The 19,584-nt window shown below is 53.7% G+C and carries 21 protein-coding genes; 15 read left to right on the forward strand and 6 right to left on the reverse strand.

All coding sequences use genetic code 11. The features are described 5' to 3' along the window. Positions 1–6: 6 nt before the first annotated feature. Positions 7–423, reverse strand: coding sequence for a DUF2500 domain-containing protein (locus tag DNH61_RS13845; RefSeq protein WP_245948171.1), 417 nt, complete (start codon positions 421–423; stop codon positions 7–9). Between the two features lie 227 nt (positions 424–650). Between DNH61_RS13845 and yunB the strand changes: the two genes are divergently transcribed. Further along, entirely contained in the window at positions 651–1,487 is an 837-nt protein-coding gene (gene yunB / locus DNH61_RS13850) for a sporulation protein YunB (RefSeq protein ID WP_245948172.1), read from the forward strand. Between the two features lie 136 nt (positions 1,488–1,623). On the opposite strand, the gene DNH61_RS13855 is transcribed toward yunB, so the two are convergent. Beyond that, entirely contained in the window at positions 1,624–2,691 is a 1,068-nt protein-coding gene (locus DNH61_RS13855; protein WP_111147234.1) for a M23 family metallopeptidase, read from the reverse strand. 133 nt (positions 2,692–2,824) lie between these two features. Between DNH61_RS13855 and lipA the strand changes: the two genes are divergently transcribed. Together lipA and DNH61_RS13865 are read left to right on the forward strand one after the other, a co-directional pair. Continuing rightward, on the forward strand, positions 2,825–3,730 hold the full coding sequence (gene lipA, locus DNH61_RS13860; protein WP_111147235.1) for a lipoyl synthase: 906 nt from the start codon (positions 2,825–2,827) through the stop codon (positions 3,728–3,730). A 29-nt stretch (positions 3,731–3,759) separates the two neighbouring features. Continuing rightward, positions 3,760–4,749 (forward strand): YutD-like domain-containing protein, encoded by a 990-nt coding sequence (locus DNH61_RS13865; protein WP_111147236.1) that lies wholly within the window; start codon positions 3,760–3,762, stop codon positions 4,747–4,749. Between the two features lie 144 nt (positions 4,750–4,893). On the opposite strand, the gene DNH61_RS13870 is transcribed toward DNH61_RS13865, so the two are convergent. Continuing rightward, positions 4,894–5,508 (reverse strand): superoxide dismutase, encoded by a 615-nt coding sequence (locus DNH61_RS13870; protein ID WP_111147237.1) that lies wholly within the window; start codon positions 5,506–5,508, stop codon positions 4,894–4,896. A 345-nt stretch (positions 5,509–5,853) separates the two neighbouring features. On the opposite strand from DNH61_RS13870, the gene DNH61_RS13875 reads away from it, so the two are divergent. The 7 genes from DNH61_RS13875 (at position 5,854) to folE (ending at position 10,537) form a co-directional block, all read left to right on the forward strand. Beyond that, positions 5,854–6,276, forward strand: a complete 423-nt coding sequence (locus DNH61_RS13875; RefSeq protein WP_111147238.1) for a GNAT family N-acetyltransferase — start codon at positions 5,854–5,856, stop codon at positions 6,274–6,276. Positions 6,277–6,491: 215 nt separating this feature from the next. Next, positions 6,492–7,043: a DUF402 domain-containing protein gene (locus tag DNH61_RS13880; RefSeq protein WP_111147375.1), complete on the forward strand. Its 552-nt coding sequence runs from the start codon at positions 6,492–6,494 to the stop codon at positions 7,041–7,043. Between the two features lies 1 nt (position 7,044). Beyond that, positions 7,045–7,674, forward strand: a complete 630-nt coding sequence (gene lepB / locus DNH61_RS13885; RefSeq protein ID WP_111147239.1) for a signal peptidase I — start codon at positions 7,045–7,047, stop codon at positions 7,672–7,674. A 171-nt stretch (positions 7,675–7,845) separates the two neighbouring features. Beyond that, entirely contained in the window at positions 7,846–9,078 is a 1,233-nt protein-coding gene (gene queG / locus DNH61_RS13890) for a tRNA epoxyqueuosine(34) reductase QueG (RefSeq protein WP_111147240.1), read from the forward strand. Then, positions 9,059–9,592 carry a methylated-DNA--[protein]-cysteine S-methyltransferase gene (locus DNH61_RS13895; protein ID WP_181438709.1) on the forward strand — a complete coding sequence of 178 codons (534 nt, stop codon included), beginning with the start codon at positions 9,059–9,061 and terminating at the stop codon, positions 9,590–9,592. Before queG ends, DNH61_RS13895 begins: the two co-directional genes overlap by 20 nt. Before the next feature lie 97 nt (positions 9,593–9,689). After that, a complete protein-coding gene (locus tag DNH61_RS13900) occupies positions 9,690–9,908 on the forward strand; it encodes a YneF family protein (protein WP_111147241.1) in 219 nt (72 codons plus the stop codon). Between the two features lie 38 nt (positions 9,909–9,946). Next, complete coding sequence (gene folE, locus DNH61_RS13905; protein WP_111147242.1) at positions 9,947–10,537, forward strand: GTP cyclohydrolase I FolE; 591 nt, start codon at positions 9,947–9,949, stop codon at positions 10,535–10,537. Between the two features lie 83 nt (positions 10,538–10,620). On the opposite strand, the gene DNH61_RS13910 is transcribed toward folE, so the two are convergent. Both DNH61_RS13910 and DNH61_RS13915 read right to left on the reverse strand, forming a co-directional pair. Beyond that, positions 10,621–11,790: a Fe-Mn family superoxide dismutase gene (locus tag DNH61_RS13910; RefSeq protein WP_111147243.1), complete on the reverse strand. Its 1,170-nt coding sequence runs from the start codon at positions 11,788–11,790 to the stop codon at positions 10,621–10,623. A gap of 86 nt (positions 11,791–11,876) precedes the next feature. After that, positions 11,877–12,911: an alpha/beta hydrolase gene (locus tag DNH61_RS13915; RefSeq protein ID WP_111147244.1), complete on the reverse strand. Its 1,035-nt coding sequence runs from the start codon at positions 12,909–12,911 to the stop codon at positions 11,877–11,879. 227 nt (positions 12,912–13,138) lie between these two features. Between DNH61_RS13915 and DNH61_RS13920 the strand changes: the two genes are divergently transcribed. After that, positions 13,139–13,888 carry an IclR family transcriptional regulator gene (locus DNH61_RS13920; RefSeq protein WP_111147245.1) on the forward strand — a complete coding sequence of 250 codons (750 nt, stop codon included), beginning with the start codon at positions 13,139–13,141 and terminating at the stop codon, positions 13,886–13,888. 69 nt (positions 13,889–13,957) lie between these two features. Here DNH61_RS13920 and DNH61_RS13925 read toward each other — a convergent pair whose 3' ends face one another. Beyond that, the gene (locus DNH61_RS13925; RefSeq protein WP_111147246.1) at positions 13,958–14,512 is read right to left on the reverse strand and encodes a GbsR/MarR family transcriptional regulator; all 555 of its coding nucleotides are present in this window, start codon (positions 14,510–14,512) and stop codon (positions 13,958–13,960) included. A gap of 233 nt (positions 14,513–14,745) precedes the next feature. On the opposite strand from DNH61_RS13925, the gene DNH61_RS13930 reads away from it, so the two are divergent. The 4 genes from DNH61_RS13930 to DNH61_RS13945 all read left to right on the forward strand — a co-directional run bounded on the left by DNH61_RS13930 (position 14,746) and on the right by DNH61_RS13945 (position 19,507). Further along, positions 14,746–15,945, forward strand: coding sequence for a quaternary amine ABC transporter ATP-binding protein (locus DNH61_RS13930; RefSeq protein WP_111147247.1), 1,200 nt, complete (start codon positions 14,746–14,748; stop codon positions 15,943–15,945). After that, on the forward strand, positions 15,945–16,784 hold the full coding sequence (locus DNH61_RS13935; RefSeq protein WP_111147377.1) for an ABC transporter permease: 840 nt from the start codon (positions 15,945–15,947) through the stop codon (positions 16,782–16,784). Before DNH61_RS13930 ends, DNH61_RS13935 begins: the two co-directional genes overlap by 1 nt. Positions 16,785–16,800: 16 nt before the next feature. Then, entirely contained in the window at positions 16,801–17,694 is an 894-nt protein-coding gene (locus tag DNH61_RS13940) for a glycine betaine ABC transporter substrate-binding protein (RefSeq protein ID WP_111147248.1), read from the forward strand. 274 nt (positions 17,695–17,968) lie between these two features. Beyond that, complete coding sequence (locus DNH61_RS13945) at positions 17,969–19,507, forward strand: methyl-accepting chemotaxis protein (RefSeq protein WP_111147249.1); 1,539 nt, start codon at positions 17,969–17,971, stop codon at positions 19,505–19,507. Positions 19,508–19,584 lie beyond the last annotated feature (77 nt).

Below are 19,584 nucleotides of genomic sequence, written 5' to 3' on the forward strand. Positions count from 1 at the left end.
TCCTCGTCAGCCCCCATTCCGTTCGAACGCGACAAGCCAGTCACCCTGAATGGCGGCGTAGCCTGAGTCCCCTTCAACCAGCAGGCCGTAGAGATTCTTCACATCCGCAAATTCCCGGCGCTGCCCATTATCGAACTCGAGCGTGATGTAATAATAGGTGCGCGAGCTGCGGGACGTGGAAGGGTGCATGCTGCCATCGGCGCTATGATGGTGATTTGTATTCGTGTGCGAACGCACTTCAGTACGCTTGGCAACGACCCGTGCATAGACAGTCTCCCGCGGGGCATTCTTGTTCTTCATATAGCGGGCTCCGTTCATGATAATGCCGCCAATAACGACAACGAAACCGATGACCATCAGAATGGGAATGATGGTGAACATCAAGTCGAAGCCTGCGCCTGGCCCAAAGTCACTGTTAAACATATAATTTCCTCCAGTCTTGTAACGGCAGCAAGAAGAGCGTGCCTGATGTCTTTTTCATGTTGTACGTATAGAGAGCCTGTTATGTTCCGTTAAACTGATCGGCTCCATTATACCATGATGCCTTGAATACGAGCCTTAGGCGGATGACAGGACCTGGGGAAACACGAAATGTTTTGGGAGCTGCCCGCATAAGCATGGGATAAGGAGCCGGACAGGAGGGGTGCGCCGTGGCAGGTTGGAGAAGAAAACGCTGGAGAAGCAGGCGGACTGGCAGGCGGGGCGGCAAGCTGGGCAGACGGAGGCTGTGGCTTCTGGTCATGCTGCTGATGCTGGCCTTTGCCATCCAGTCATTCGTATTTATAGAGCGGAATCTTAAGCCGCCGCTGATGAACGTCGCCGCGATTCGTGTGAAGCAGATTGCGACGGAATCCATCAATAAAGCGATCTCAGAACAGGTGGCCGGTCACTCCGATTTTGAGAAGCTGGTGGAATGGAAGACGAACGGTGACGGTAAAATATCGGGCTTCATGCTGAACTACGGCGAGCATATGCGCATTACATCCGAAACGATCAATACCGTGCAGAGCATGCTTGGGGAGCTCGGTCAGGTGCCGGAGCATATCCCGGTAGGGCAGGCGCTCGGGAGCGCAATTATCAGCTCGTTTGGACCGCGGGTCCCGGTACGCTTCGAGCCGGTTGGGGCCGTTAAGGTGGATCTGAATACCCGCCAGACGGATGCGGGCATCAATATGATTCTTGTGGAAGTTTATATCCGGATTCAAGCGGAGGTCGCGATCATCATTCCGTTCGATACGAAGCCCGAGATTGTGGAGACCGAAATTCCTGTCTCCTATCTGCTGGTTGTTGGCGATGTGCCGATGTACTACTATGACAACAAGGGCAATCCGGTTGGCGGGATGGGACAGGAGCCTCCGAGCATCGCGCTTCCGATGCAGGCGCCTGGAGGAGCCGCCGGGGAGCCGGGAGCAAGCGAAGGTCACGAAGCGGAGGATAATTCATCAGCAGAGCCGGAAGACCAGTCAGAACAGAATACCGGCGCGTAAAAAGGAATAAGGCGAGTCCATCGTCAACGAGTCCAGCGCGGAGAGCAGCTACAATGATTATCAGCCCTTTACCGGCCTAATGGGGCTGGTAAAGGGCTGGCGCAGGTAAGCTGCAAGGGTGCTGGAGATGCGGGTGTTACTTGTTCTTCTGCTTGATCCTGCGCCATTCTTCGCGCTCCCATGCCTTCAGCATAGGGTAGGGATCAAAGGACCATTCGATCAGTCCACGGTCCCGGTACACCCCGTAATGCAGATGGGGCGGAAACTTGCCCTGGGTGCCGGGCTTGCCGTAGCCTGAACTGCCAACCCATCCGATCACTGTGCCGGGCTTAATGACATCCCCGACCTTCTGTGTCTTGTCGAAGCCGGACAGGTGAGCATAATAGTGATAGACATTGTCAAGATCGCGGATGCCGATTCGCCAACCGCCGAATTTGTTCCAGCCCTTGACTTCAATCACTCCGTAGCAGGTGCTGCGGACAGGGACGCCGTAACGGGCAAAAATATCGGTTCCCTCATGAATCCGGCGGCCGCCCCAGCTTCTCGCTGATCCCCAGGTGCTGCGGTATGAATAGTCGCTTCTTACAGGCAGCGGGAAGGCATGCTCGTCGAGATCGAGCCGGTCGAAGGCCTCATAAACCTTGGAGAACTGCTGCACCCGCTGAACGGAACGGGTATTGTGATAGTACTCCCATAAGCTGATGGCAAAGTCGTCAGCTGTTGTGCCATAAGCCAGGATATGGTTGGCAACTGTATATAAGATATCTGTATCATTCGCAGGGTCCGCCAGTCCGTCGCCATCTCCGTCAAGGCCAATGCCCCCAAAATATCTAAGTGTCGCGGGGGAAGCGGGCTGCTCCTTGTCAGGATTCATCGCGCCGGCCCAGCGCTCGGGGGGGATATAGATGCCGAGTAAGCCCGCTGGTTTGGGACGGGATTTCGGCCGCGCCTTGGTGAGGGTGCGTTCGTATTGGTCAATGGCGGCCAAATAATGCCACGGAATACCGGTAATGTCTCCAATCTGCTCAAACAGCTGCTTGCGTAAGACGGCAGGCGGCTCCGCTTTCGGAGCCGGAGCTGCGCCCCCTGGGGCTGAAGCAGCTGCAGCAGTGCCGCCGGCTGCCAGCGACAGGAGCAGCGCTGCCAGAGCGGCCGCTGCACAGCGGTTCAGGGCCGTAAGTTGTATTTTCCAGATACGCTGCATGTTGAATCGTCGCCTCCTTTTATAGCGTTAGCTTACTGCATATCATTGGTTTTTATCCGATTCATGATATAATAAGGACACGGATCATTAACAAGGGCGGCTTGTCCGCTTACAGGAAAGCAGGTCATGGTGCATGAGAACGAAACCACGCAGCAAAGAACCAAAGCCGGACTGGCTTCGCATAAAGTTGGCTACAGACGGCAATTATGCCGAAATTAAGGACATGATGCGTTCGAAGACGCTTCACTCGGTATGCGAGGAAGCGCGCTGCCCGAACATATATGAGTGCTGGGCAAACCGTACAGCCACCTTTATGATTTTAGGCGATATTTGTACACGGGCATGCCGATTTTGCGCTGTCAAGACCGGACTGCCGACGGAGCTCGATCTTCAGGAGCCAGAACGCGTGGCGGAAGCGGCCGAGCAGATGGGGCTTCGCCATTGTGTCGTAACCTCTGTAGCGCGGGATGACTTGGCCGATGGCGGGGCATCCATCTTCGCGGGCACGATCAAGGCGATCCGCGCCAGAATGCCGCTGTGCAGCGTAGAGGTATTGATCCCGGATTTTCAAGGAAACTGGGATGCACTCAAAATTGTCATGGATGCCAAGCCGGACATTCTAAATCATAATATTGAAACAGTCGAACGTTTGTCGGACAGGGTTCGTGCCAAGGCCAAATATTCCCGTTCGCTTGAGCTGCTTCGCAAGGCGAAGGAGCTGCAGCCGGATATCCCTACGAAGTCAAGCATCATGCTTGGAGTCGGAGAAACATGGGACGAGATTATTCAGGCGATGGATGACCTGCGGGCGCATGACTGCAATATCTTGACGCTTGGTCAATATTTGCAGCCAACGCCGAACCATCTGGAGGTTGAGCGCTATGTTCACCCGGATGAGTTCAAGGCGCTTAAGGAAGAAGGCATGAAGCGCGGCTTCAGCCACGTGGAATCCGGACCGATGGTCCGCAGCTCCTACCATGCTCACGAACAGGTACAGTCCGCGGCACAGGCGCAGCCGGCAGGCCGTGCAAACGCATAACACGACGGATTGGAAATGGGGGCTCATCGTTGATTCAGATCGGCGGCAGAACATATGAACTCTTGCATGAACATAAGAATGCCTGGAACCTTGAAGCATTCAAGGGACGGTACAGCGATGTTCTCGAAAGATATGACTATATCATAGGTGATTGGGGCTACAACCAGTTAAGGCTGAAGGGCTTCTTCAAGGAAGGGCATCCGAAGGCGACGAAGGAAAGCACCATTGCGAATTTAGCAGATTATATTAATGAATACTGCAATTTTGGCTGTGCCTACTTCGTTTTGCAGAAAACATCCAGCGGCAAGGTGGCTGATGGTGATGCTGTCTTGATTAATCTGGATGAAGAGCAGGAAGAGCAGCTGTTTCAGCAGCCGAATCATTACCGTTCCCGGCGGCAGTCGAGCGAGCTGGAGGCGGCACCCCTTACGACGGCAGCCGCCAGAGAAACTGAGGATCAAGCCTTTACCTCAGCCCGCGAAGGGGAGAGCAGCGGCAGGCCCGGACGTTCCCGGGAGCCGCGGCACGGCGGGCAGCGTTATGGAGCAAGAGAGGGCGGACAGCCCGGCCGCAGCAGAGACCGTCAGGGAGGCCGCGACAGCGGTGCATCCGCTGGTGCCAAGGAAGGGCGCGACCGGGAAGGCAAGGCTAACCGGCCGCAGCAGGGAAGCGGACAAGGCACACCTGCACAGGAGCACAAGCCTCGGCAGCGCTACCGCGGCCGGGAGGGGCGTCAAGGCCAGGAGCACCAGAAGGGCAAGGGCTCGCCGCAATCCCCTGAGCAGCAGGTACAGGGAGGACGGGCCGGGGGCAACCGGCAGCCCGGCAGTGAGCAGGGCAGGAGACAGCAGCATCAAGCTGGAGCCGGTACGCCTGGTTCTGAGCAGTCCCGCCCGCCACGGCAGAAGCCGGAGGGGCGTCAAGCGGATGCGCAGGGACGACCTCAGCAGGCAAGACAAGGAACACCGGGTGAACAGGGCGGTTCAGCTGTTCAGCGGGGGCAAGGCGGACAAGAGTAGCAGCAGAACGAATGACAGGAAGCCGGCGGATGAGCAGTCCGCCGGCTTCCTTTTACATGTAACAGTACTCGCAGAGCAGCAACGCCCCCGGTTAACAGAAACGGCCGGTCAGGTATTGGTTCCCGACCGGCCGTATACAGGCAATTACTTCTTCGCAGCGTCGTAGCGCTTGCCTACTTCTTCCCAGTTCACAACGTTCCAGAATGCAGCGATGTAATCCGGACGCTTGTTCTGATATTTCAGGTAGTACGCATGCTCCCATACGTCCAGACCAAGCAGAGGCGTGTCGCCTTCCATGATCGGGCTGTCCTGGTTAGGCAGGCTGTATACCTTCAGGTTGCCTTGCGGCGTCAGAGCAAGGAATGCCCAGCCGGAGCCGAAGCGTGTTGCGCCAGCTTTCGCAAAGTCTTCCTTGAATTTGTCGAAGCCGCCCAGCTCGCTGTTGATGGCATCAGCCAGAGCACCTGTTGGCTGACCGCCGGCGTTAGGGCCGATTGTTGTCCAGAACAGGCTGTGGTTAGCATGGCCGCCGCCGTTGTTGCGGACAGCGGTACGGATTGATTCAGGTACGCTGTTCAGGTCAGCGATCAGTTCTTCAACCGATTTGTTCTGCAGCTCAGGAGCGGACTCCAGTGCAGCATTAAGGTTCGTCACGTATGTGTTGTGATGACGGTCGTGGTGAATCATCATCGTCGTCTCATCGATGTGCGGTTCCAGTGCATTGTTCGGATAAGGAAGTGCTGGTAGTTGATGTGCCATGTAATTGAAAACCTCCTATATGTATTTTTTATCAAGCTCATTATCGCCTATTCAGGGTAATAAATCAACATTAATGTTTAGAAAGTCGGTGCTTGATCCGAGCTTCAGCAGACCACTACTATTTACCCGGAGTAGGATGGCATGAACCGCCAATTTTTATACCAGACTAACAAATCTATAACTATTTTTAATGAAAACGCTTAAATTAAAGCGTTTTCATCCTAAATCGGTCATTTTGTTAAATTTTTTAACGTTTTTTTAAGGTTTATGCAGGATTTCGTTAAATCCTGTCGTATTTCTATATATTAGATATTACTATGACGTGATTGCGGGGGACTTACGTTCATGCAGGTTCGTTCTTTTCAACTGTCGGATTACCGGCCATTAACGCAGCTTTTGGAAACGACTTTGACGGAAGTTTGCTATGAAGAAACGATGGAAGCCTTTGCTCGGCAATTGTCATGGGACAGCGATCTCGTGCTCGTGGCTACGAATAATCAAGAGGTTGTCGGTATGATTATCGGCACGATCGACCAGAACCGGGGCTACTACTACCGGATTGCTGTTCATCCCGAATATCAGCGTCAAGGAATCGGCAAGCTGCTGATTGGCGCGCTTCGCCAGCGGTTCGAACAGCGGAATGTCAGCCAGATCCTGATCACTGCAGACGAGTATAATGAACCAATCTTATCGCTTTACGAATCAATGGGCTATGCTGCCAAGGATTTCTTCAGATCCTTTCAGAAGCTCAGTATTGTAGCAGGCTAATTGGTAGTCAGCACAATTATAGCCAACCCTGCATAAGACCGTATAAGGACTCCCTTATACGGTCTTATCTTTTTTATGACAGAATTCTCTACGTAAAAGTGGGAATGCAGCCGATACTATAGCCATGGGAAGGCCTACGGGCCTGCTGGCAGGTATACCGGGTATACGGGGACAGACGTTTTTCTTATAATAGATGCAAGGGCAGGTTTTGAATGATGACATCATACGAGAGCAGAATCATCAAGAGCTTCAAGCATAACGGTTCTCTGCACCGGATGTGGCTGGAAAATTGGCTGGTGCCTGCAGAGCGGCTCCACGAGGAGCATGCGGCGGAATCCATGATCGTTCTGATAAATGAAGAGACGCCGGTGCTGGAGGGTAGCGGCAAGCGCTGGATCAGCAAGGTGCCGGCCGTTACCTTTTTTGCGCCGGGACACTGGTTTAACGTGGTTGCTCTTCTGGAGCACGCGGGTGTTCGCTATTATTGCAATGTGGCGTCGCCTGTTCACCAGTATGAGAATGTGTACACCTATATTGACTACGATCTGGACGTGATCCGCTATCCGGACGGAGCTTCTCATGTCGTGGACCGGGAAGAATATGAGATGAACAAGCAGCTGTATCACTACCCCGGTGACCTTCGCAACAAGGTGGCTTCCGGGCTGGGCATGCTTCTGGACAAGATACGCAGGGGAGAGCCTCCCTTTCGCTCGGATGACCTGGTAAGAAGCTACTATAATACATGGAAATCAGAAACCGGGGTGTAGGATGAACGAACAAGTAGTGGAGAGCACAGAGGAAACAGGAACCAGGAGCGCAAGGTCCAGAAGAAAGCAGCAGAATAGAGAACCAGAAGAGAAGAGAGGCAGGCCAAGATGGCTTAGCGAGCTGCTTGACTGGGCACGGACGCTGGGGATTGCTTTTGTCATCGTCCTGCTGGTCCATCTGTTCGTCTTCAACCTGTCGACGGTGGACGGTCATTCAATGGAGCCGACGCTGGAAGACAAGCAGTGGCTGTTCGTCAACAAGATCGGTTACCTGATTGGCGAGCCGGAGCGGGGAGATGTCGTCATCCTGGAGGATCCGATGGATTCGGAAGGCAAGGCAGAGTACCTGGTTAAGAGAATTATCGGGGTGCCCGGGGATACGGTCGAAATACGCAGCGGCAGGATGTACCTGAATGGGGAGCAGCTTGTCGAGTCCTATACAGATGTGGACATTGAGGATGTGGATTATGGACCGCAGAAGGTAGGGGAAGGCACCTACTTCGTCATGGGGGATAACCGGCACCTGGGTGCGAGCAAGGACAGCCGGACATTTGGGCCCGTGTCTTCTACGCTGATTAAGGGCAAAGCACAGTTCGTGATCTGGCCGATCACGCATATGAACAAGCTGTAGGAACGGGCGCAGCAGAAACCGAAGCCCGGCGGGCGGAATGAGAACTAAAGGGCTGTAGCAATAACAATTGGAATAACCGCTGAGGCGAGCTGGCGCGAGAAGCGATTCGGCGGCTGTCCTGGCGGTTTTCGAGTTTGTTTGAATCCAGGCGAAGTGGAGGAGGGATAACAGATGCCGGAGGGGCAAACGACGGATCGTTACTACCAGCAGCTGAAAGAAGAACTGCTCCAGGCACTGCCAGAGCTTGGTATTGATAAGCTCGGCGTTGCTTCGCCAGAGCCTTTCACGGCCCTAAAAGAACGGCTGATCCGGCACCGGGCACTGGGCCGGGAGTCGGGCTTTGAGGAGCCGGATCTGGATAAACGGACGGACCCGTCCCTGTTATTCGACCGCCCGCAGTCGATCATCGCAATAGCGATCGCTTATCCGTCGAAGCTTCAGGATGCACCCAAATCCGAGCCTGGCGCGAGGCGGGGGATTCTCTCGAGGTCGGCCTGGGGCATGGATTACCATCATGTTCTGAGAGACCGTCTGGCAAGGCTTGAGTGGTGGCTGCGGGAACGTGTTCCGGAGCTTCGGGCGGAGAGTATGGTGGATACAGGCGAGCTTGTCGACCGTGCGGTCGCCGAACGTGCGGGCATCGGCTGGAGCGGCAAGAATTGCGCCGTAATTACACCGGAATTCGGTTCCTGGGTATATCTCGGCGAAATGATTACCAATCTGCCGCTTCCCCCGGACAAGCCCGTAACTGATCAATGCGGCACTTGCACCAAATGTATAGATGCATGTCCGACAGGGGCACTGGTGGGGCCTGGGGAGCTTGATGCCCAGCGGTGTGTTTCGTTCGTCACACAGACCAAGGGCTTCGTCTCCGATGAGATGATGCGCAAGATCGGCAACCGTCTGTATGGCTGTGATACCTGCCAGATTGTATGCCCGGTGAACAAGGGGCTGAACTGGACACATCAGCCTGAACTGCAGCCTGATCCCGAGAAGGTCAAGCCGCTGCTTGTGCCGCTGCTCACGATGGGCAACCGCGCGTTCAAGGAGGCTTACGGCAGCAGTGCTTCTGCGTGGCGCGGACGCAAGCCGATTCAGCGCAACGCGGTCATCGCGCTTGGCAATTTCAAGGACCCGTCTGCTGTTGAACCGCTGCGGGATGTGCTGCTGCAGGACCCGCGGCCGGAGCTGCGCGGAACAGCGGCGTGGTCACTCGGCCGCATAGGCGGGCAGAAGGCTGCTGCAGTGCTTGAGGAAGCAGCGGGCCGGGAGTCCGATGAGCAGGCGCTTGCCATGATCAGGGAGGCGCTGGCTGGACTGCGTGCGGCAGCCAGCGGGCAGGCAGGAGAAGTCAGCGATCAGGACAGGGAAGGGGTACAGACGGGTGGAGGCAGAACGGATTAATTGGCGTGAGCTGGATTCACCAATCGGAACGCTGCTTGTCTGTGCAAGCAGCAGGGGCATCTGCCATGTGGAATTCGGCGGCTATGCCGAACGCCTGGAGCAGATGGAGGCGTGGCTGAGTAAGCAATGGCCCGGCAGCGGGGCGGCAATGGCAAACACTGCCGCAGGCCCATCCAAGCTGCTTGATGAGGCGCAGCGGCAGCTTCATGACTATTTCGAAGGCCGCCTGCGCAGCTTCGACCTGCCACTGGAGCTGCGCGGAACTTCATTCCAGAAGGCTGTTTGGGGGGAGCTGGCACGTATCCCCTATGGTGAAGTGCGCTCCTACAAGCAGGTAGCGGAGCAGCTTGGCAAACCGCTTGCGGTTCGTGCGGTCGGCGGTGCGAATAACCGCAACCCGGTGCCGCTCATTGTCCCCTGTCACCGGGTAATCGGGGCTAATGGATCCATGGTCGGCTTTGGGGGCGGAGTTGAGATCAAGACTTATCTGCTGGGGCTTGAGGGCTATGCCTAAGGGATTGCAAGTTGACCTTGGGACATGCTATGATAGGGAGCATTGCTGGTTAATTTAAGGATTTTCACATAGAGAAAGGGTCAGGTGATTTGTACACATGTGGGATATTATTATTCCAATCATTACGCTGATCGTCGGATTGGTCATCGGATTTGTAGTCGGCGTGTTCTATCTGCGCAAGCAGCTTGAGAAGATGCAGAGCGATCCGGAGATGCTGCAGAAGATGGCCAAGCAGATGGGCTATAACATGAACAAGCAGCAAATTCAGCGCGCGCAGCACATGATGAAAAATCAAAACAGGCCGGGCCGCAGATAATCTGCCAGCCATACCAGGCGTCGAAGGGAGACTGAACAATGGCCGGTGTTAAGGATTATCTGAACAGCAGAGTTTCAGACAACAGAGAACAGATTGAACATCATATTAGAGAAATCCTGAAGCTGATCGGTGAGGATGTTGAGCGCGAAGGCCTGCTTGATACGCCTGCCCGTGTAACGAGGATGTACGAGGAGATCTTCGCTGGATATGATGTTGACCCGCGTGATGTACTGGGTGTAACCTTCGACGAGCAGCATGAAGAGCTCGTAATCGTCAAGGATATCGTTTACTACAGCCAATGTGAGCATCATATGGCACCGTTCTTCGGTGTTGCGCACATCGGTTATATTCCAAGCGGCAAGATCGCCGGTCTCAGCAAGCTGGCTCGTCTGGTGGAAGCCATAACGCGCAAGCTTCAGGTCCAGGAGCGCATTACCACACAGATCGCGAACATCATGGAAGAAGTGCTTCAGCCTCACGGCGTAATGGTCGTGCTGGAGGGCGAGCATCTGTGCATGTGCGCAAGGGGCGTGAAGAAGCCGGGAAGTAAGACTGTAACGTCTGCTGTACGAGGTGAATTCCGTACCAATACGGCGCTTCGCACGGAGTTCATGTCACTTCTGGGCTAGTAGTATCTAATCCTATAGAACCATACAAGGGGCTGTCCCCAAGCAGGTTTTCCTGCTTGAGGGCAGCCCTTTATGCATCAGTATTAATAAGGCGTCCAGCGGATGGTTGAGGCTGCACGGAACCGCTCTTCCACATGCGGCCAATTGACGACGTTCCACCAGTTCTTAATATAATCCGCACGGCGGTTCTGGTGCTTCAGATAATAGGCATGCTCCCAGACATCCAAAGGCAAAAGCGGAATAACATCCCACTGGGACAGATTCTGATGTTTCTCGGCCTGCAGGATCTCCAGTCTGCTGCTGCGCGGGCTCCAAACGAGAATCGTCCATCCGCCGCCTTCGACCTTTTCCGCCGCTTCGGAAAAATGCTTCTTGAAGGCCTGCATGCTGCCGAAGTCCCGTTTGATGGCTTCGCCAAGCGGGCCGTCAGGGTCTTTAGAACCGCCTGGCTTCATAGTGAACCAGAATATCGTATGCAGATAATGCCCAGCACCGTTAAAGGCAAGCTCTCTCTCCCAATGCTTGACGAGCTCGAATTTACCTGTTCGTCTGGCATCCTGTAGCATCTTTTCCGCTTTGTTGAGACCGTCGACATAGCTCTGGTGATGCTTGCTGTGATGAACCCGCATAGTTGCTTCGTCAATGTAAGGCTCAAAAGCGTTATAGGCGTACGGCAGTGGAGGCAGCGTATGCCCGCCGACAGGGACAGACTTGGAACCGCCTCCTGAAAGTCTGGCGTGATCTTCAGGCTCTTCAGGGGCTTCCTCTGGCGTCCGCGTATTCTTATCTAGGGTATCGCCGGCTGCAGCATAAGCCGGATCGGATGCTGCTCCTGAGAGCCCCGTCGCTTCAAGTGTCTGTAGGAATGAGCGGGACTGCTGGATCACATGCCCGGTTAAAGCTGGAGCGGCTGGATTGGCGGATAGTGCGGCGCTGTTCTCATGAATATGCTGCAGCTGGCGGATGAACGCCTCGGATTGCGCCTGGGCAGCCTGCAGCAGCGCTTCCACTTGAGTCTCGGCCGTGACAGGAAGCCGGGCCGGGTCCTGCTGCCAGTGATGAATCCACATGGCGGCACAGCGCTCTGTGCTCTCGAAGACAGGACACCATTGCTCCAACACTCTTGCATATTCCGGTTCAAGGTTAGGCACGAGCTGTTTAATGACGGCGGCATACTGCTGCTCCTGCTGCTTCCAGGATCGGACTTCCTCGAGCCACCTAAGGGGCATATAAGGACCATAAACAAAAAGCACGTCATAACCTCCTCCTGCGAAAATCCTCTCCATGAAGGATATTCGCAAGGATGAAGGGCTATGACGTGCTATTTACATCCTGCGTTTTAAACCGACGGGTTAGCATATACCGATTGATGTACCTGGCTCAGGAAGACAACAGCCCGCTGGATGTATTCCTTCGGATAGACCTGAAAGATCAGCTCATGCTTGCCGCCGGGAACAATCCACTCGTTTGACAGCATATGTGTCTGATTAGCCGATATTTCCTGGGCAATTTCGACAGGTGCTTTGGCATCCTGAGTGCCGTGGACAAAGAAGATCGGAATGTCGAAGTTAGTCTGACGGACCTTCTTCGCCGGAATTTCATTCATATTAAAGCCAGTCCACAGCGGCAGCATCCATTCAATGAGCGGAAGGGATGGATACCGCGGAACGGGAGCGATTTGGGTCAGGTTGTGATATAGCGTATCTGCATCTGTAATAAACATGCTGTCCAGGATCATGGCATCAATATCGTCAGATACCAGAGCGGCCTGCAAAGCTGTACCCCCGCCCATTGAGAAGCCCCATACCACAATTTCCTCTGCGCCCTGGCTCTTGGCGTAAGAGACAGCGCCCAACAGCTGCTGGGCCTCTTCAACGCCGCCAGTGGCGGGCAGACGGTTGGTAGCGGAAGCATAGCCGTAGTCAAACATCAGGACATTATATTGGAGGCCGTGGAGCAGGTTGGCCAGATCATACATAGGAACCCAGGTTTCTTCACGGTTCGCGCCGTAGCCGTGGCTGAAGACCACGGTCCGCTCCGTACCGGCAGCAGACGGAATGTACCAGCCATCGACAGTGCTTCGCCCGCTGGCACTCGGGAAGGTTATGTCTTCGTATTCCAGTCCCTTGGCAAGCATCGGGTTGGACGTGAGCGGCGCCACATAAGGGTGGGCCAGTGTCCAGGCGACATAGCCGTGGAAGGCTATGAACGAGAACAGAAGCAGGGCCAGCACGGATGCGACCAGGGATACGAGAAAATGCCACCGGCTTCTCCGCCTGTTCATCGCGGGATTTTTCTCAGGCAGATCCGCATAAGGATTGGAAGTAAACCCGCCTTTAAATAGCGGCAATGATGTCAGCACGGTCATACGCATGGAAGAACCCCTCCTCAAGAACAACAAATATGACATTGAAAGCGCTTAACAACTTCTATTAATATAATCGTATGTCTTTTGAACCAGGTTGTCAATTGATGTCGGCACATTGTTAAGCACTTGTAATCTGCCTGTAAAAGAAGGGTTCTACTTGGCGGATAGATTTCATTTAGGTTATACTGTATGTAATTGTGTTTCATGTGATGAAACTCCAGGAGGCGGTTTAGTTGGAGGAAAATAAGTCGAATGTACGCGCCGTTGAGCGGGCGCTTGATATACTGCTGTGCTTTAATGAGAAGAGTGAATGGGCGATGACCGAAATCGCAGAGAAGGTAAACCTGCATAAGAGTACGGTTCACCGAATGCTGGCTACCTTGGAGGACCGGGGCTTCGTAACCCGGGATGCCCTGTCGGACCGTTACCGGCTTGGCATCCGGATCTGGGAGCTGTCAACGCATCTGTCCACAAGTGATGACCCGGCCGTTATGCTGCTCCCGGAGATGGAACGGCTGAGAGATATGCTGGGTGAGACCATAAGCCTCTACATTCGTGACGGAAGTGAGCGGATCCGCATTCAGGCGGTGCAGAGCAATCAGGCCGTCCGCAGGGTTGCGCCAGTAGGGGCAAGGCTGCCGCTGTATGTTGGTGCTTCCAGCAAGGTGCTGATCGCATTCGGCGGCGAGCATGCGCTTAGGCAGCTGCTGGATTCGGCGGATTGGCCGGAGACGATTGATAAGGAAGCTTATGCTGAACAAATCAGCCAAATCCGTCAATCAGGCTACGCCACCAGCATTGAGGAAAGGGAGCCTGGCGCTGCTGCGGTGGCTGCCCCTATCTTTAACCGTGCGGGCCGGCTTGCGGCCGCCCTGTCTGTGTCTGGGCCTTCCGGCAGGCTAACGCTGGAGAAAATGCGCGAGCAGGTCCCGATTCTTATTGATACGGCCAAGCGGATGGGGACTATGCTGCTGGAGGAATAGGGAGGAAGAACAACATAAAGAAGGCGTGCGACCCGCAGGGCTGCACGCCTTCTTTATGTTGATAGCCGCCTATTCCTTTGGAATAAACTCGAATATTTTGCCTGTCTCGAGCGTCTCAATCAGCCGGAGCAGCCATTTGTAATAATGCAGGGCCTCCGTAATCTTGGCTTCATCAACATCAAGCAGCTGCAGGAAATCCGGGTCGCCTTCAGCTTCTCCCTTGAGGCTGTGTATCTCTTCCAGCGACTTGGCCAGCGCCTGCATATTTCCCTCAACAGCCTTGCGCCATTTAATCGAGAAGTAGTCGCTGAAGTTCTGGTACCAGTCCGGAACAACCTCGTACAGATCCTTCCGGGTCCCTTTTCCCCATACCTTATTAATCATCTTCAGATCCATAAGCGTTCGCATCCCGGTGCTCATGGATGTCTTGCTCATCCCCATCGTTTCACTCATATCATCAAGTGTTATCGGTTTGTTTTGGAAGTACATATGGCCATACAGATGACCGATGGAGAGGGTGATGCCATACAAGTCCATGTTCTTGCCAATAGATTCAATCACGCGCTGGCGCGCGCGGTCCAGCTTGCGCTGCTGGTCGGATGTAAGATCCTGAAGATCTTTCATGGTTCCCTCCTAATTTATAAGTAGCTCGGTCACTACACGTATTGTAAGCATACCCCTAATTAAAAGTAAAGAAACAGTTTATTAAGTAAATTTAAGATAAACGGAGTAAACCATACATAAAGTGTGTAAAGAAAAAACTGTACAAAGAAATATCCAGGGATTTGCGCTTTGCTGATATTTCCTGGAACTAGTACACTTGTCGGAGTCAAGAGGGAAGGCAAAGGAGGTACGGCATGGCAATTATAGAGGTCAAAGGGTTGACCAAAGTATTTGGGCCAGATCCGCAGAGAGCGATCCCGCTGTTAGAGCAGGGAATGACGAAAGAAGCCATATTGAAGGAAACCAGGCTGACGGTAGGCGTGAATAACGCAAGCTTCAGCGTTGAGCCGGGTGAGATATTTGTCATCATGGGGCTGTCCGGCAGCGGCAAGTCTACACTTGTGCGTTTGCTAAATCGCTTGATTGAGCCGACAGCAGGCCAGGTCCTGTTCGACAGCACGGATGTGCTGAAGATGACCGCAGAGCAGCTGCGCCATTTTCGCCGGAAGAACATGGGTATGGTGTTTCAGAAGTTCGCGCTCTTCCCGCACCGGACGGTCCGGCAGAATGTTGAATACGGACTTGAGGTTCAAGGCATCGACAAGAAGAAGAGAAGTGAGATTGCGTTTGACGCACTGAAGCTGGTAGGGCTTGAGAATTGGGCGGACAGCTATCCGGATCAGCTCAGCGGCGGCATGCAGCAGCGTGTGGGACTGGCCAGGGGGCTGGCAACGGACCCGGATATTCTGCTGATGGATGAAGCGTTCAGCGCGCTTGATCCACTTATTCGCAAGGATATGCAGGATGAGCTGCTGGAGCTGCAATCCAAGGTGCGCAAGACGATTGTGTTCATCACGCATGACCTGGATGAGGCGCTTCGCATCGGCGACCGGATTGCCCTAATGAAGGACGGGGTTATCGTTCAGATCGGGACTCCAGAGGAAATTCTTATACAGCCTGCCAACAAGTATGTGGAGCGGTTCGTAGAGGATGTGGACATGTCGAAGGTGCTGACGGCCTCGCATGTCATGATCAAGCCTGAGACCGTCATGCTGGACCGGGGCCCGCGTGTTGCCCTGCAGCTGATGCGCGAGCGGGAGATTTCCAATCTCTATGTGACGGATAAAGGAATGAAGCTGCTTGGCGCGCTGACGGCTGATCAGGCTTCGGCTGCTGTTAAGGAAGGCCTCACAATTGAGGATGTCATGGAGCGCGAGGTGCCTCGGGTGAGTCCAGACGTCATGCTGAATGAATTGTTTGAGATCATGGCGGACACGAGGGTTCCTGTAGCCGTCGTGGGAGACGATGACCGTCTGCGCGGTGTGCTGATCCGTGGAGCCGTACTGGCCGCTCTTGCCGGCAATGCGAACCCGGAAGCAGGTGAGAGCGCATGATGGACATACCCAAGATTCCGATAGGGGATGCCGTTGAAAGCATAGAGAAGTGGATGAAAACCTACTTCGGCGGGCTGTTTGATATAATCCGGGCAGTTATCGGCTGGATGGTGGACAACATTGAATATGTGCTGACACTGCTGCCGCCAATTGTTCTCATCGTGCTGCTGGCGCTGCTATCCTGGCGGATGGTAGGGTGGAAGTTCTCTATCTTCACGCTAATCGGACTGCTGCTGATTGATAATCTCGGCTTCTGGGAGCTTTCGATGAAGTCAGTGTCGCTGGTATTGACAGCATCCATCTTGTCGATCGTCATCGGGATTCCAATCGGCATTGGCTGTGCGAAGAGCAGCATGTTCCGCAGCATCATGACACCGGTGCTTGACTTTATGCAGACGATGCCTGCATTCGTGTACCTGCTGCCCGCGGTATCGTTCTTCTCGCTGGGTGTTGTCCCGGGTGTCATTGCGTCGATAATCTTCGCTATCCCGCCGACGATCCGGCTGACGAATCTTGGCATCCGGCAGGTACCGGCCGAGCTTGTTGAAGCAGCCGATGCATTCGGCTCGACTCCGGCTCAGAAGCTGTTCAAGCTGCAGCTGCCGATGGCGATGCCAACGATTATGGCGGGTATTAACCAGACAATAATGCTGTCGCTGTCGATGGTCGTTATCGCGTCGATGATCGGCGCGCAGGGAATCGGGTCGTACGTATACCGTGCGGTTACACAAGCGAATACCGGTATCGGCTTCGAAGCGGGTATTGCCATCGTGATTATGGCGATCCTGCTCGACCGCTTGACTCAGAATGTCTTCAAAACCAAAAATAAAGCAAACTAGGAGTGATTGAATCTTGATGAAGAAGTGGACAGTTATCACGGCGTTAATCCTTGTGGCGGCCCTGCTCGGCGCCTGCTCGAATAGTGGAAATGAAGGCGGAAGCAGCAGTCCCAAGACTGAGAATAAGTCGATTAAGCTTGCTTACGTGGCCTGGGATTCAGAGATTGCGAGCACGAACGTGGTCAAGCATGTTCTGGAATCCAAGCTGAACTATAAGGTAGAGATGCTGCAGGTTGACGCAGGACCAATGTGGGTTGGCCTTGCGGACGGCAGCGCGGATGCCATGGTAGCCGCATGGCTGCCCAGCACGCATGAATCCTATATGGAGAAGTATGCGCAGGAAGTTGTGGATCTTGGTCCTAACCTGGATGGAACAAAGACAGGTCTCGCGGTACCTGCCTATATGGAGATTAACTCGATTGATGAGTTGGCAGATGCCGCTGCGGGCGAAGGTGTGAACTATCAGATTATCGGCATTGAGCCTGGAGCTGGTATTATGATGGCAACCGAGCGTGCGCTGGAGGAATATGCGCTGTCCGACTGGACACTGGTTGAAAGCTCCTCGGCCGCAATGGCTCAGCAGCTGATCCAGTCCTATGATGAGCAGAAGCCGGTTATCGTAACGGCATGGACGCCGCACTGGATGTTCGCCAACATGGAGCTGAAGTACCTCGAAGATCCGAAGGGCGTGTACGGCGGTGAAGAGCAGATCCACACGATCGTGCGCAAAGGCCTGGAGGAAGACAAGGCTGACGCCTACAAGTTCCTCGACCAGTTCGAGTGGACAGCGGACGAGATGGCAGCTGTCATGATCGCCATCCAAGAAGGCAAGTCCCCTGAAGAAGCAGCCGGCGCATGGGTAGAAGCCAATGCGGATAAGGTGAACACTTGGCTGGAAGGCATTGAGTAATCCGTTCTTTTGAAGAGGCAGGATAGTCAGAGCTGTATTTTGTATGGGGAAGAACCCGACCTAGTGAGGTCGGGTTCTTGCTTGTGCGCCACACATTACAATTAACTAGTTAGTGAAAAAGTCCGCTGCTCAGACGACCTGCTTATCTTCTCCAATAGCAGATAAAGTGTTAATTCGACAAAAATTTCATTGTACTGTCTCGAATTACCTAGTAAAATAGTAACAGGATTGGTTCCGTGGCCGAATCTATTATACAGCGAAGAGAGGCACCAAGATGAGAAGGATCTGGACAAGCAAGCCCACACAGGAATTAAATTATGAGGTTTTAGTCAATTTTGTTGTCACATTAGTGAGCTGGGTTATGGTGCTGATCCTGTCATCAGGGTTTCTGTTGGAATATAGCAGGGGAACCCGCTCCATTGGTTTTGTAAGTCTGATGCTTGCTGCAGGCTTGGGAAGTATACTGGCTGGTACTGTTATTTACTTAAGGAATAGGTCTAGCTCCTGGATACGCTATGTAACCTTTGCCGGATTCTATATTATGTATATATTTAGCCTGCTTACAGCCACGACTGCGGCAACCTTTACGTTCGTATTTCCGCTTGCCGTATTGTTCTGTATGTATCTTGACCGCTGGTTTATGTCCATCGTTTGTTCGCTGATCGTGCTGCTTAATGGTATATATGTCGTCAGGCAAGTTGGTTTGACCGATGTATCGGTGGTTGGAGAGGCAGCGTTCAACCAGTTCAAGACAACTATGCTGATCCATGTATCCGCCGTCGCCCTGTTCCTGACAAGCTTGATGGCGGTCGTCTATATTTTTGGCCGGTTGAAGAAGACAATGGACGTGAAGATGACGGAGGTCAGTGAGGCCCGGGTTACCGAGCAGAAGCTGTACGGAGAGATGGCAAAAACCGCCGATATACTGGACACTAATGCTGGCCAGGTGTATGGGATTGTGAAGGAACAATATGATTCTTCAGTAGCGGTATATTCTATTATTCGCGACATCAGCCAAGGTGCGAGCCATAGTGCCGTCTCCATCCAGGAGCAGACCGAGTTCTTTCATGAGATTCAGTTGAAGGTGGAGCAGACCTCCGGACTATCAGGTGAAATGCAGGTGGCTGCGGAGCAGACGAGCCAGAATGCAGCCAGCGGACTTGAACTGATCAGCCAGCTTCGCGAGAAGTCATCCGAGGCGGATTCTCATACTACAGCGGCAGCAGAAGTTATTCATGCGCTGCATGATAAGACAGAAGAGATACAGCGTATGACAGGGCATATTTCCAGCATTGCCAGACAGACGAACATCTTGTCACTTAACGCTTCCATAGAAGCGGCCAGAGCGGGTGAGGCAGGCAAAGGATTTCAGGTAGTAGCCCAAGAGGTGCGCAAGCTTGCGGAGCAGACGCAGCAGCTGTCTTCCAGAATTGAAGAGGTCACAGAGACATTAGCGGCAGATTCAGTAAGTTCCGTACAGGCTATGGAGCAGCTTCAGCAGATTAACGCCAGTCAGTCCGGCCTTGCCGCAGAAACAGGTGATCTGTTCCAGGCTATTAACGGCCACCTGAATAAGGTGAAGACGAAGATCGGCTCCGTCCATTCTAATGTGAGAGATATCCTGGCCTCCAACACCAAGATTAATGAAGCGATCACAACGATATCGGCTGTCTCGGAGGAAACGCTGGCTAGTACGGAGGAAGCGACCTCCGTTATGGAGCAGCATGCAGCGGAAGCCCAGCGGGCCAAGGGCCTGGTTGAGGAACTGCTCCACACTTCTGAGGAGATGAAGAAGCTGAACATTCGAGGATAAAGCACAATTAGTTGCAGAGAGTAAATATTCTAAGCTCGGGGCTTGGATGTTTGCTCTTTTTTTATTATTACAGCAGT

This window comes from Paenibacillus sambharensis (genome assembly GCF_003233845.1).
Lineage (GTDB): Bacteria > Bacillota > Bacilli > Paenibacillales > Paenibacillaceae > Paenibacillus_I > Paenibacillus_I sambharensis.

Coding starts and splice junctions, on each gene's coding strand:
- DNH61_RS13845 (WP_245948171.1), bottom strand. CDS start 423: ATGTTTAACAGTGACTTTGGGCCAGGCGCAGGCTTCGACTTGATGTTC.
- DNH61_RS13855 (WP_111147234.1), bottom strand. CDS start 2,691: ATGCAGCGTATCTGGAAAATACAACTTACGGCCCTGAACCGCTGTGCA.
- lipA (WP_111147235.1), top strand. CDS start 2,825: ATGAGAACGAAACCACGCAGCAAAGAACCAAAGCCGGACTGGCTTCGC.
- DNH61_RS13870 (WP_111147237.1), bottom strand. CDS start 5,508: ATGGCACATCAACTACCAGCACTTCCTTATCCGAACAATGCACTGGAA.
- DNH61_RS13875 (WP_111147238.1), top strand. CDS start 5,854: ATGCAGGTTCGTTCTTTTCAACTGTCGGATTACCGGCCATTAACGCAG.
- DNH61_RS13880 (WP_111147375.1), top strand. CDS start 6,492: ATGACATCATACGAGAGCAGAATCATCAAGAGCTTCAAGCATAACGGT.
- lepB (WP_111147239.1), top strand. CDS start 7,045: ATGAACGAACAAGTAGTGGAGAGCACAGAGGAAACAGGAACCAGGAGC.
- queG (WP_111147240.1), top strand. CDS start 7,846: ATGCCGGAGGGGCAAACGACGGATCGTTACTACCAGCAGCTGAAAGAA.
- DNH61_RS13900 (WP_111147241.1), top strand. CDS start 9,690: ATGTGGGATATTATTATTCCAATCATTACGCTGATCGTCGGATTGGTC.
- folE (WP_111147242.1), top strand. CDS start 9,947: ATGGCCGGTGTTAAGGATTATCTGAACAGCAGAGTTTCAGACAACAGA.
- DNH61_RS13915 (WP_111147244.1), bottom strand. CDS start 12,911: ATGCGTATGACCGTGCTGACATCATTGCCGCTATTTAAAGGCGGGTTT.
- DNH61_RS13925 (WP_111147246.1), bottom strand. CDS start 14,512: ATGAAAGATCTTCAGGATCTTACATCCGACCAGCAGCGCAAGCTGGAC.
- DNH61_RS13930 (WP_111147247.1), top strand. CDS start 14,746: ATGGCAATTATAGAGGTCAAAGGGTTGACCAAAGTATTTGGGCCAGAT.
- DNH61_RS13935 (WP_111147377.1), top strand. CDS start 15,945: ATGGACATACCCAAGATTCCGATAGGGGATGCCGTTGAAAGCATAGAG.
- DNH61_RS13940 (WP_111147248.1), top strand. CDS start 16,801: ATGAAGAAGTGGACAGTTATCACGGCGTTAATCCTTGTGGCGGCCCTG.
- DNH61_RS13945 (WP_111147249.1), top strand. CDS start 17,969: ATGAGAAGGATCTGGACAAGCAAGCCCACACAGGAATTAAATTATGAG.